General features: G+C 23.3%; 6 protein-coding genes. 3 read left to right on the forward strand and 3 right to left on the reverse strand.

Annotated features, from left to right (window positions below; all coding sequences use genetic code 4):
• Positions 1 to 92 precede the first annotated feature (92 nt).
• Both MCAN360_RS05260 and MCAN360_RS01115 read left to right on the forward strand, forming a co-directional pair.
• The gene (locus MCAN360_RS05260; protein WP_045433601.1) at positions 93 to 8,447 is read left to right on the forward strand and encodes an ABC transporter permease; all 8,355 of its coding nucleotides are present in this window, start codon (positions 93 to 95) and stop codon (positions 8,445 to 8,447) included.
• The gene (locus tag MCAN360_RS01115) at positions 8,447 to 9,367 is read left to right on the forward strand and encodes an ABC transporter ATP-binding protein (protein WP_045433604.1); all 921 of its coding nucleotides are present in this window, start codon (positions 8,447 to 8,449) and stop codon (positions 9,365 to 9,367) included. The genes MCAN360_RS05260 and MCAN360_RS01115 overlap by 1 nt, the downstream gene beginning before the upstream one ends.
• On the opposite strand, the gene MCAN360_RS05265 is transcribed toward MCAN360_RS01115, so the two are convergent.
• Both MCAN360_RS05265 and MCAN360_RS05270 read right to left on the reverse strand, forming a co-directional pair.
• The gene (locus MCAN360_RS05265; protein WP_045433607.1) at positions 9,338 to 9,658 is read right to left on the reverse strand and encodes a hypothetical protein; all 321 of its coding nucleotides are present in this window, start codon (positions 9,656 to 9,658) and stop codon (positions 9,338 to 9,340) included. The genes MCAN360_RS01115 and MCAN360_RS05265 overlap by 30 nt on opposite strands.
• Positions 9,659 to 9,739: 81 nt before the next feature.
• Positions 9,740 to 12,154: an MAG6410 family transglutaminase-related lipoprotein gene (locus tag MCAN360_RS05270; protein ID WP_045433610.1), complete on the reverse strand. Its 2,415-nt coding sequence runs from the start codon at positions 12,152 to 12,154 to the stop codon at positions 9,740 to 9,742.
• Between the two features lie 261 nt (positions 12,155 to 12,415).
• Between MCAN360_RS05270 and MCAN360_RS01130 the strand changes: the two genes are divergently transcribed.
• Positions 12,416 to 13,312 (forward strand): hypothetical protein, encoded by an 897-nt coding sequence (locus MCAN360_RS01130; protein ID WP_045433613.1) that lies wholly within the window; start codon positions 12,416 to 12,418, stop codon positions 13,310 to 13,312.
• A gap of 59 nt (positions 13,313 to 13,371) precedes the next feature.
• On the opposite strand, the gene MCAN360_RS01135 is transcribed toward MCAN360_RS01130, so the two are convergent.
• Entirely contained in the window at positions 13,372 to 14,130 is a 759-nt protein-coding gene (locus tag MCAN360_RS01135) for a hypothetical protein (protein WP_045433616.1), read from the reverse strand.
• Positions 14,131 to 14,176: the final 46 nt, after the last annotated feature.

The raw sequence follows: 14,176 nt of genomic DNA on the forward strand, positions 1-14,176 counted from the left end.
TTCACAGAAAAATCCTTTTATTAAATATATTTATTTAATAAATTATATAATTAACATATTAAATTATCAAACAATTAAAGAAGGTTTAGAATATGAAAAGATTATTTAAAGAAGTTTTTAGATCTCTTGCTAAAAATAAAGTAACTTTAGTATGTTTAACAATTTTAATTTTTTTAACAACATTTTTATTTACATTGTTAAATGATGTTAAAACTTCTTATTCAAGAACAATTAATTCTTATGACAAGGTTTCTAAATTACATGATCTAACAGTTGATTTAGATATAAATCCTTCAGGAATAATACCGCGTCAAGGTTATGACCAAATTGATTCTGATAATAAAAAAATAGTAACTAAACCGATAAAGTTTGAATCATCAAAAAATGGTTCACAAATTTCATATGATATTAACTTACCTGAATCTTCACAAAATTTTATAAAAACATCTGATATAAAGAATTGAAATATAAATAAAGATTATTATATTTCAACCGAGGATTTTTTAAAACTATATCATGAACAAAGAAGTAATGAGGTTTCAAGTGTAAGATTTGAAATTAATAGCAAAAACCCAAATTTAATAAATATAAAAAATTTTAGCTTTGAAGGAGAAAATAGAAGATTCAAAGCCTATAAAAAAGAAAATAATAAATATATTTTAATTACAGAAAAAATTAAAATATCTCCTAACGATATAATTAAATTTAAAAAACCAATTAAAATTTCTGATTTTTTAACAATTTCTTATGCTCCTAAAGGTTTTAGAGGCGAACAAGAACTTAGGGATGCAATTATAGAGAGTTCACCACTTTTTATTAATACTAAAACAAAAGAAGCTTCATTTTTAACCGAAGATTATGATCTTTGGAAAAGTCAAAATACTTTGGCAATCATAAAAGCAGATGATGTTTTAAAATTAATGGGATTTGAAAAAGAAGCAACTTCTTCAAAATGATATTTCAATGAAGAAAAATTTAAAAATGCTGAAATAAAATTGCAATCTAATAAAAAAACAACAGCATGAAATATACACAATGAAGACCTATTAGAAAATCAATTTAGTTTAAAAGAATTTGCAAGCCAAAATAAAATTGAAACTAATGTTCCAATTTATATTGAAATGAAATCAAATAATACTTATAGTATTCCTGAAAATTGAATAAGAAAACTAGAAAGATTAACTTATTATAATTGATATCGTTATGTTCTAAATTGAAATGAAAATAGTGATGAAGAAAAATCTAATTGAAAAGGTTCATATTTTAAATTTATTAACGATTTTTATAATAAATCAAAGGATGAATATAATAAAAATAAATATTTTTCATATTGAGATAAGACAGTAAAAATTAATTATTCAATCGGAAATACAAGTAAAGAAACATTTGAAGAAAATTTACAACTAGAAAAAGAAGATTTAAGCGATACATTCAAAAATGCTTGAATAGGTGGAGAAAATAACCTAAAAATTCCAAAAAACAAACAAAATTTATCAAAGGTAAATCTTTGAAATATAAAACAAGTTGAATTTAATAAATTTTCATCTGAAAAAATTTCAGATGAAGAATTTGCAGACATTTCAAACGTTAATAAATTAAGTCATTATCAAAATTTAATAAGAAATGGATCTTTAAATTTTGCAAGAACATCTATTTTAAATGATGTTAAAAATGTAGTTGGTAAAGAAAATTTAGGTATTAGAAAAACAATTACTGTTGAAACAGTAAATGACGAAAATGCAAAGAAAAATGTTTTCCATTTTGTTGATACAGGAGATAAAGACAAGAAAATTTTGAACTTTGAAAATAATGTTGGAAAGCTTTATAATGAAACCTTATCACCAACTATCTTGCATTCAAGCATTTCAAATAAAAATATTGATACATTCTTATTAAAACAAAATAATAGTAGTAATTTTATTCAAAAAATTCCTTCTGTTTATGTTAGACCGCTGATTAGCACTATTTTTCAAAACTACACTCCAAATATAGCTTATTTTAACGCTGATATTAGGTTTGAAAAATATTATAATTTTTTAAATAGTACACAAATACCTATATTAACAAACGGAAAAATTCTTGTTTTAACAACCGCGACACCGGAAATAAAAAGAAATATTGGTTCAAAAATTGTTGGAGCAATAGCAATGCCCAAATTAAATAAGTATATATTTTTAAAACAAAGTAACATTGATGGATTTTCAAATGAAATTGTTTGAAATAAGGTTTCAATTAAAAATAAGGAATATTTAACTCTCGACGAAGTTTATAAATATTTAGTTGAACAAGATTATACAATTAGAGGAGAAATCGGTCCTAAAGGTTGAGCTGTTGTAAACAACCAATTTAAAAATCAAATTAATCTTCCAATTGGTTTTGGTGTTATTTCTAATGATTTAACTCAAGAAATAACCCAAAAAAATACAATAACAACTTTAATTAAGCGTTTAAGATCTACATTATTGAATACTGATCTTGCTAAGTTGTTTGATAGACAATATATTTACCGTTTATTTAAAGCAATAACCGATTCGGTTGAACATAATGAACTTCACAAACTTCTTTCAATTGGTAAAACAAACCAGTTTATTTTAGAAAAAACTTTACTAGATATAATTAAATTTTTAATAAAACCAATCGATCAAACACGCAATAAAAATCTTGAATATATTAATATCAATGCTAATTCATTTTTACATAACTTTTTTAATAAAATACTTAATTATTTTAAAAATAAATTTTTACAATCAGGAAATACTAAAGAAGCCAGAGAAAAATATTTAATTGAGCAGATAAATAATTTAAGTTCATTGTTAAAATTTTCAGATATTTATATAATTCCTCAACTTAAAATTTCATTATCAGACCTTTTAAATTACGTTAAGGAAAAAGAAAAAATCTTTGACATTTTATCAGATGTTTTTTCTTCAATAGATTTTATTAAATTTTCATCTATTATTCAAAGTTGATTCGATTTACATCCTTACAAGCCATTTACTGCTATAAATAGTACCTATTGAACGATGTCACATGAAAGAATTTTAGTTTCATTATTATCATCAATCGATGAAATAAAATTCAAAACAGCAATTAAGAAATTGATTAATTTAGTTGATTTTTCAAAAATTTTAAACCCTGATTTGAGTTCAAGTTACTATAATAAATGAATTCAAGCTCATCAAATTGCACATAATGAATTAAAAGAAGAAACCAAAAAACAAGTTAAAAATTTCTTCTTATCATTAGATGGTAAAAAGGATCGTTCATATACTAATATTAATGAAGGACTATTTAGTATTTTTTCAAACTTTAGCATTGAAAAATTTGCTTCGTCTTTAAATAGTTTAATAAAAGTTAATAAATACCCAATTGCAGCTAATAATAAAATTTATAATGATTATAACATTGAATATTTAAATCATTCTGATTATTTAATTGCCTTTATGGCAGCAATTTCTTCTACAAATAATGAAAACATTTCATTTAATAAAATTAATCAAATTCAAAATGCACTAATTAAGATATTTAATCTTTCTTCTAAAACTTCTAGCGTTTCGGACGAATTAAACATTTCATTACCGACACGTGAGGAAAATAAAATTTCTTTATTAGATTTAGCTATTTTACCTAAACTAGCCTTTCCTCAAGTTTTATCGGATGTAAAAATACCTTCACCATTTAATATTCCTATTAATAAATATGATTTAGTTGATGTTAGAAAAATTATTTCAAAAGTTGAAAATGCTATAGAAAAAAATGAGTTAATAAAATTAACTAAATCGGAATTTGAATTTGTTAAAAATGAGGCATTAATTAATGAAATAGAATTAAACAATCTTAACTTATTGAAAACTAAACTTTTATTTTACTACTCATTTATTAGTAAATTAAAATTACAAAATCTTAAACCTCAAAATAGGGATCTTGATTTTGTATCTGATGGTATAAAATTTAATCCAATCTCATATGGAGACTTAGCTTATTTATCTGCCTTAATAAATGAGGATAACCCAAATAAGAAAAATGAAATAGAGATCTTAAAAACAATCCATTCATTGCTTTATAAAAATCTTGGTTCTGTTTTTACAGGAAATAAAGAAGAAATGCTAATTAAAAATCAATTTGTTCTTTATAGTTTATGAATTAAATTAGCTTATTATTTAAATAGAATTGAAGAAGCTCCAGATAGAATTAAAATTGATGAAGAAACTGGAAATAGAATAATTAAAAAAGAGTTCAAAAAAATTCTTTCATTTGATCAAATTAAATTAGTTTTAGAAGAAATTTACAACTTTGGTAATAGTGAAGAAGTAAAAAAAATAATAACTAATTATGACAATGTAATTAATCCAATTCCAAGCTTAGGGGTTTTTGGTTCAGATAATAAATATCGAGCAACATTGTTAAAAATACCGTATGCACATGCTCATACAAGATTAGCTAATCAAGAATTAATTAAATTAATAAAAAATTCACCTGCAATTGATAAATTTAAAGCAAATTTATTAAAATTTAAAATTGATACAAAAACTATTGAAAAAATAATTGATTTATTAATAAAAAACTCTAATGAAATTACATACAACTTTGGATATATTGCAGCATCATCACAAATGTCAACATTTTACATTCAAAGTTTACAAACTTTTATTAAATCATTTTTAAAAACAGAAAAAGGTTCAACAATAAAACCATTAATTACGAATGAATACGAATTAGATTTAGCATTTAAAAATGCAACAGACAATTCAAGATTAAATAATAGTCTTTCAATTTTAAATGTTCCTAATAACTTATTAAATCCACTAACACTATTAAGTTTTCCGCAAATACCTCTTTATTATTTATTAAGCCCAAATCCAAATGAAGGAAATATAGCTTACATTGTTAAAAAATTATTTTTAAATTTAAAATCGTCATCTATTCAAGATGCTGCATATCAAATCGAAAGCATAACACATAGATTTAGTAGTTCAGTTAGATTTGTAGAATCAAAGAATGATGATTCAGTTGATTTAGATTTAGCAAATTTCAATTACTTATTTAACGGTCTTTTAAAAAATAAAAATGGTAATGATTTAGAATTTTTTGGAATAAATATTACTGATACATTAAGAAAAACAATATTTAAAATTATTGAACCAATTTTTATTCCAAGTTTAATTTCATATACAGATTCAGGTTCATATTTAGCTAAAATTAATTATGGATATGCCTCAAAAAATAATAAAGAAGCTTATACTGGAGATATAAGTAAATATTTATCAAATCCATATGAAATGCAACTATTTATTTCATCATTGGATAGTAAATATAAAATTAAAATAAACACACAAGAATATTTAATTATTGGTATTGATTCAACAGCTGATTACTTATATCCTGTTGTTAATGAAGAAAATATTCAAGTTGATACTAATTCGCAAGCTATTGTATATGTTAATTCAAAAGGTTTTGATAGAATTTATTCAGCTTACCCGACATTTGCAATCAAGAACTATGCCTTAGTAAAGTCACCTGTAGATTCTAAAGGTAATTATATTAAAAATAAATCTCCAAAAGAATTACAAAATTTATTTATTAAAAATATTAATAAAATAAATCCAAATTCATTTAAAAAAGTTTATTTAAAAGATGAATTAGATAATTTAAATCCGGAAAGACAAATTAGAGTCGTAACGATTCGAGTAATAATAAATTCAATCAAAAACGCAACATTCTATCTAATTACAGTTTTAACTATCTTAGTTGCATTCATTATTTACTTTATTATGAAAAGATATATTGAAGCAAGAAATAAGGTCGTTGGTATATTAGGGGCACAAGGATATAAGGCAAGTAAGATAGCTTTAGCATTTTGTGCATTTGGTTGAATTCCGGCTGTGGTAGGAGCATTAGGCGGATATATTCTTGGTTTTGTTTTTCAAAAACCGGCAATGAATATTTTGTCCTCTTATTGAACTTTGGAAAATAATATTATTCCTATTCATTTTATTGCTATGTTTTTAACGGTTATAGTTCCTTTTATTTTTGTAAGCTTATTAATTTTTATAATAACTTCAATATCTGTTCGCAAAAAACCAATTGAATTAATGAGTGGATTAACAGAAGTTAACGTAGGAAATTTTGCGCAGAGAATTTCTACTTTATTTAGAAGATTACCTATTAAAACAAGATTTATAGCTTCAATGGCATTAAATAATTTCTGAAAAATGTTTTCATTATTCTTAGCATTTTCAACTACATCATTAATTTCAATGTTCTTTTTATCATCAAGTAATATTTTTGATAAAGCTATAACAAAAACTTATAAAGATAGATTATATAAATTCAAGCTTGATTTAGAGAGTCCTACCACAGAAGGAGGACCTTACGTCACTTATAATAAAAATAATATTAAATCACTTTTATATGTTCCAAATGATTTAGCTGGCAATACTTCTTCAAATGGTAGTCAACTTGATTATGATAATCCAAATTTCTTAAGACCAGGCGGATCATTTAATACCGATGTTGTTCAAAAACCATATTCTCCATTAGTATTAACTAAATCATCATTGGACATTCTTCTTGATTTATCAGTTGAATTAAGTCCTTGAGATATAACGTATGCGAATATGCCTGAAACACAAAGGGCAAGAGTTGCTCAAATATTTAAAAAAGTTTCAAGAGAAATGCAAAATACGCAATATTTAATTGATTTAACAAAATTAAAAAATAATGAAAATTATTTAGAAGTTGGAAATAGTTACCATAACGTTATTGCAGTTAAAAATCTTGAAAAATTCCAAGCAGATTTGAAGGCAGGAAAACCAGAAGATCTTTCAAATAGAACAAGTTTCTTCTTCTTCACTAATAAATCAAGGTATGGTGAAAACAAAGGTTCCTCACGTATTAATGAACAATTTAAGTTTATTGAATGAGATCCGATTAATGAAGTTTACTATAAAGCAAAAGATGTTTCAACCTCAAGATATAGACAAGAATACAGAAACTTTTTAATTAATGCTTATCGCCGGATTAATGGATTAGACTTTTTTGTTTCATTTGGTGGTGTTTATTGAAATAATGCAACTAATGAAAAATACACTTATGCAAAAGCTCTACTTGATAAAAAAGAAATTAAAATTTATGGATATTACGAAGATTCTAGATTTATATCATTACATAATAAAAATAATGAAAATTTACAACTAAAATTAAAAAATTACAAGTATGAAAAAAATAAGAATATTCCATTAGTTATCAATAGTGTTGCAGCTCAAAAATATGGTTTAAAAATAGGTTCAAAAATTGAACTAGATTTACAAAATCATGTTGATAGATTTAGTCATAGAGCACTTTTACAAAAAGCTCCACAAACAAAATATATTTTTGAAGTTATTGATATTTCTGAAACATATATTAATACTGAATTTACAACAAGGAAAGATATTTTAGATACTATTTTAGGATACGATACATTAAGCAACCGTCTTAAAGATGCTCGTAAACAAGAGTTAATTAATGACTTAGCTTTAAATCCTGATAAGAAAGACGAAATTACAAAACAATTTAACCGTAAGTATGATGCTTTTAATGGGATTTTATCAAATGATATCACCCCAGTTCAAACAATTGATACATTAACAACATATTCATCAACAGGCTTTTGAGGAGCTGCTTCTTCATATGATGTTGAACATGCAAGTGATAAAAGTGTTTGAGATTTCTTTAAACGTATTTTTATATCAGATAAAAGTTTGAATTATGTTTCAGTGTATGAAAATAACATTAATGCATATAATGAAGCTCATAAAGATGCAAAATTAGATTACAAAGAAACATTATTTAAGCTTTTGAAAATTAATGAATCACAATTTGAACGCATAGTAAAGCAGTCTAATTCAAATGAAGAATTTAAAAATTTAGCAAGAAATGTTGTAACACAATTTTATGGTACTCAACCAGATACTATATATGGTAAAAATATTATGTATGGTGCTTCTTTTGATGTTAATTCAAAAGATATTGAAGCTGGTTTTATTGAAGGTATTTCAGAAACAGTTAATGTTATATTAATTATATTTATTGTTATGTCTTTAATTATTTCAATTGTTATTTTGATTGTTATAACAAATATAATGATTGCTTCAAATCAAAAATCAATTGCAACATTTTCAGTTTTAGGTTATACTAATCGTGAAAAAATAACATTGTTTTTTGCAAATTTTGTTCCAACAATAATATTTGCTTGTTTATTAATGATACCTACTACTTTATTACTAATTTCAGCTTTTAATGCTTTTATGATGGCAACATCACAAATTGTTTTACCATTAGTTTTACATTATTCAACAATTATTATTTCAGCAACTATTTGTTTAGCTGTGTTTGTATTAACATCAATGGCGACTTGAAAGAGTTTAAATAAAGTTAAAGCTATTGATGTGTTGAAAGGAAAATAATGTTTAAGAAAAAAAATAATAAAAAAGATGAAAATTTGAATCGTTTAAATCAAATTGAAATAAGTAAACACAAAGAACCTTTTGAAATTAAAGACGAGGGTTTAACCGTTAAGGTTCTTGACCAAGCTACTTTAAAAAAATACAAATTAGCAAATAATAAACCACGTAAAAAAGATGGTCTTGAAAAAGAAAAAAATACTGATGATAATATAGTAGAAGTAATTGATATCAAAAAAACTTATTTATCTGGTAATGTTGCAACAGATGTTTTAAACGGTGTTTCTTTTAAAATTAAAAAAGGTGAGATTGCTATTTTATATGGTAAATCAGGTTCTGGTAAATCAACACTTTTAAATATTATTTCGGCTTTAGATCGTCCAACATCGGGAAAAGTTATTGTTAATAATGTTAACTTACCTTATTTAAATGATTCAGCCCAAACTTTATTTAGAAGGGATAATATTTCATTCATTTTTCAAAATTACAATTTACTTCAAAATTTAAATAGTTATGACAATGTCGAAACAGGATCATATTTACAAAAAGACAAAAGCAAGCATCTTGATATTAAAAAATTATTTAGAGACTTTGATTTAGAAGAATGTATGTATAAGTATCCTTCACAAATGTCAGGTGGTCAACAACAACGTGTTTCAATCTTGAGAGCTATCGCTAAAAACTCAGATATTTTAGTTGCCGATGAACCAACGGGAGCTTTAGATGAAAAAACAGGTCAAATTGTTTTAAAAATACTTCAAGAAATAAATCGTGATTATGGTACTACAATTATTATTGTTTCACATGATCCTGATGTGGCATTAATGGCAGATAAAGTAATTTATTTAGAACTTGGAAATATTAAAGAAATAATTAACCAAGAAAGAAAATGATTAATTGATAAGGAAAAAATTGTAAAATAATATTATGATTTGATTATATATTATTTTATTTATATTAGGATTAGGAGCTTCAACAGCTTCAATAACCTTATCATCTTTAACATTCGCTAAAAAAAGTAAAAAAAATTTTACGTTTATTAATTGTTGTTTATTATCCGGTTTATTACCAATATTATTATTTTTTATCGCTTGGCCATTCTTAGGAGCTTTTCTTGTAGTTTGAACAGCATTTGCAGTAATATTAATTTTAATTATTATAACTTCAGGAATTTTATTTTTAGTATTATTCTTAATGCTTCAAAGTAAAAACAAAAATCAAAAATAATAAAAAAATAAAAAAATTAGACATTCATTTTTTAAAAATAAGAATGTCTAATTTTATTTTATTAAATATTAAATATTAATTTCTATACTATCTGAAGCAAGAGAATTTTTACCAGGTTTAACTCTTATTTCATAAGTACCACTTTTTAAATTAGATAAACGGTATGTATTAATATTTATTCAATTTTCTGTATCTTTTAAGCGGTATTGCATTTCCTGATTTACTCCAATAATTTCATGGTTATAAACCTTTATTTCTTTTTCAATAAGATTATTTTTAACTAAATTTATTACTTGAATTTCAGAATCAATATGAGTAATATTAGATTTTTTTCTTATTTGAATATTTGTAACATCAATATTATTAATTTTTACTTCACTAGAATCTATATCTTTTCAAGAAGAGATTATGTCATTTTTTCAAGTTCGATATTGCATTGTATTATCAACATTTTTTAAAATTCCTGAATTTTTAGATGTGCCAATAAAAAACGCATTTGGTTTTTGTTGCTGTTTAATTTCGAATTCAAATGATTTTTTATTTAAGTTAAATTTATGTGCAATTTTAAAAATTTCAATATGTATTAAATTTTTACCAATTTTATCAAAATTAGTTAAATAAACTAAGTATCCATCATCGGTTTTTTCAATACGGTCAATAAATGCATTTTGTATCCAAATATTTTCGAAACCTAATTCAAGATCGCTAGGTGTTTTAATTTTTAAAATATTTAAACTTTTATTATTTTGAAATTTTTCTACTGTTAAATTCAAATGATTTTTAATTTTTGTTTTAGTTGGAATATTTTCTAATATATAAGAATATATTTTTACATTTTCATTTATTCAAACAGGAGAGCTATTACCATATGCAGAATCATAATGATTTTTATGTCTAACTCCGAGTTTTTTAAAAATAGCATTTTCAAATTCATAATCTTTATTAAATTTATGATATGTTCTGAAATTAATTCAAGGATGTTCAGGTTGTTGAGAATATCATTTCTCAATATGTCTTTCAATATCTTTATTTGTTGCAACAAATCTATCTATTTTTGAGAATCGATATTTATCACCGATTAAACTTAGATCTAAAGGGTTATTAATAGTTCTTCCTTTAGCAAAATCCTCGTCTTTAATTAAGAAATACTCATAGATTGTTGTTTGGGAACCGTCTTCAAATTTTTTTGCCCCTCAAGTACAATCAACATGGTATCATTTTCCTTCTATTTCAACTAAATTTCAAACGTGACTAATTGTTTTTCCATTAGAATATGGGATTCTACCATAAATAAGAAATGACGTAATACCTAATTCATCAAGCAACATTTTATAACCTTTTGAATAAGCAGTACATACACCTTCAAACTTAACTAAAGCTGAGTAAGCAGTATAATCATCAATTCTGTCATCATCGCGATATCTTACATTACTTGTCATTCATTCATAAGCTTTTAAAGCTTTTTGGTAGTGTGATAAATGTTTCCATTCTGCGGCAATCTCTTTTGCTTTTTTAAAAGCTTCAACTGTTTCGTATTCATTAATAATTTCAGTTTTTGATAAAACTCTTACAAGAGCTTTGAATAAATAACCTTTGTATTCAGCTCAAATTTCAAAGGTTTTATCATTTCCATCATATTCTTTACCAATTACTTTACCATCATTCGAAATTTCTATTTTAACTTCCTCAGGTGTTGAATCTCCCGGTTTATAAACTTCGTCAGTAGGATAACTAGTTCTAATGTATCATTTAACGTCTTTTATTTTTTCATTATTTATTGAAGAAACTAATTCAAGTTGTTTACTATCTTTATTATCACCTTTTAAAGTAACAAAATTTTCTTTAAGTCTAAAATTTGGATGTGAATAATAATTTGAAGAAAGTTCTTTAGCAGATAAAATACGTTTCTTAATTTCATCATAAGAAAAATTTTGTTCTTTAAATTCATCATTTCGTTGTGTAGGATAAAACGAAGGGTTTACAGTTACTTTAGGAATTTCTTTAGGAATTTCAACTTGATTACTTATTTTGTTATCAGGATTATTTTCACTGTTTTTTTGATTATCTAATTTTATTGGATTTGTATCAGTTGTTTCTGTTGAAGAATCTTTAAGTTTTTTTGAATCTTCGATTTCAGTTTTTAATGAGTGATCTTTTTTTAATTTTTCTAAGGATATATTTTGATTTTTTTCTGGTGTTATTTTTTGAGAAGATAACTCTGAATCAACCAATGGTTTTTTTTCTTCTGGTTTACTTTCTGGTAATTTATTTTTTTGATCTATAACATCAGAGAAATTATTTTGAGTTTGATTATTATTTTTAGTTTCTTGCGAAGAAGATTGAATTTTACTATCTAATGTTTTTTTAGAAATATTATCTTTTTTATTATTTTCATAATTACAGCTGATTGTAAATAATGAAATTCCAAGCAAACTAATACTTGGTAATAAGCAAATTTTAAAAATTTTATTTTTCTTTCGCATACTTTATTCCTCTGTCTTCATAATTATAAATAGATATGTATATTGCTATAAATTATATTAACTTTATTGTTAAATTATTATATTATACAAAGTTAAATTTATTATTTAATTTTTAATTTAAATATTGTTGAATTTTTTTCAATATTAGTTTATCATTGTATAGTGTTAATATTTATTAATTAATTTTTTTAAAAATTTAAAGCAAATATTAACATGTAATTAGTAAATTCTTAATCTATTAAAATAAGGAGTAAAAGATACATGAAAAAATTAAAAAATATTTTCTTTTTTAGCTCTTTAAATTTAATTTCTTCAATACCACTTATTGCTATTTCGTGTTCGAAAAATAACAATAATGTTGAGAATTTAAATACTAATAATGAAGAACAAAATTTTAATGAGGAATTTAGTAAAGAAAATTTAGGATTTGAATGAACAAAAGAACAAGAAGAAAATTTACAATATATTCTTAAGAAATACGAAAATCAAGATGATAATACTCCAATTGATGAAGCTAAACTTTATGAAGAGCTTTCGAAAATTCATAAAGAAGAAAGTAAAAATCAAAACAATTCTCAAATTAGTGAAGATTGAGAAGATGATAATAAAAGTGAAATTTTAGATAAAAAAACATTAGAACCATTACCTCCTTTGCTTGCTCCTGAACCAAAAGAGAGAAAAAAAGATATTTCAGTTGATCATAAAGAAATTAAAGAAAAAACTAATCAAAATCACGAAAGTGGATTTGGAAATTTTAAGGTTACTGATATTAAAATAGAAAAATATAATTATAAAGAAAATAAGAAGTCACGCGAAATGAGATCATGAGCAATTTCGATCCAAGGTTCTACTGAGATTTTAAATTCACTAAAGGGTAAATATTTAGTATTTGAATATGAATTTCCAGAAGGATCAGAAGAAAAAAAAGCAAACAAAAAAGGAAAAAATACCGTTCATTTACCTTGAATTAAATTTAGAAATGAAAACGCTATTAATAAAGAAATAACAATTCGTGGCACTGAGGATTTAAAATATAACAATAAATATATTTTAAAAGCATTTTACTTTTTAGACGCTTCGGAACGTAATAAGAGCGCTTCTGAAATTGAAAAATTAAAAAATGAACGTAATTTTTTATCAAAAGAAATAGAAGTTTAAACAAAAAACTAGATTTTAAGTTAATAAGATCTAGTTTTTATTTTTATTATAAAACATAATTAGCTTAAAGAAAAATTTTCTTTTTTAATAATATTTATCGGTGTTAAATGCTGAAAATCAATTTCAATTTTATCTATTTGTTTTCAATTTATTCCATAAATATTTTTTAAGTAATTTTGATATTCTGCAATAACATTTATTTTCAGTCCATCTTTTTCAAAAATTCTTAAATTATAATTTGTATTTACTAACCATTTTTTTAAAAAATTATTATTAATAATAGGTGATGTTACTAAAAATCCTTCATAATTATAGTCTTCTAAAATTTCATTTATATCTTTATAATTAATTAATTTAAAAAAATTTTTTAAGATATTAGAACATTTAATTTTGTTTTTAATTTTAGGTATATTTGTAAAACTTATTGACGAAAAAAATAATACCGAAGACTTAATTTTATTTTTAAATTTAAATATTTTTTTAACTTTTTTAATAGATGTTGGAATAATAATATTTATATCAATAAACGGACAATCTTTATTTATTTCTTCAATATTGCTAACAAATTTATTTTGTAGTGAAAAATAATCGGAATGATTTACAGAATCAAGAATTTTATTCGGATATATTTCTTTTAATTTTTCATATGATTCAAAGGTCATAAATACTTGATAATAGTCTGTTTTATATCAATAATCTAAATTATTAACTAAAGACAACAATGATTTTGAATCAAGACTATATCAAAGTGAATTTTCATTGCAAATTTCTATAAATTCTTTTAAAATATTTAATTTGTTATTAAAAATTTTATTCATAATATAAAATTATAAATAAATATAAAATACATGATAAAAAATAATT

It is taken from the genome of Metamycoplasma canadense (assembly GCF_000828855.1).
GTDB classification, from domain to species: domain Bacteria; phylum Bacillota_I; class Bacilli_A; order Mycoplasmatales; family Metamycoplasmataceae; genus Metamycoplasma; species Metamycoplasma canadense.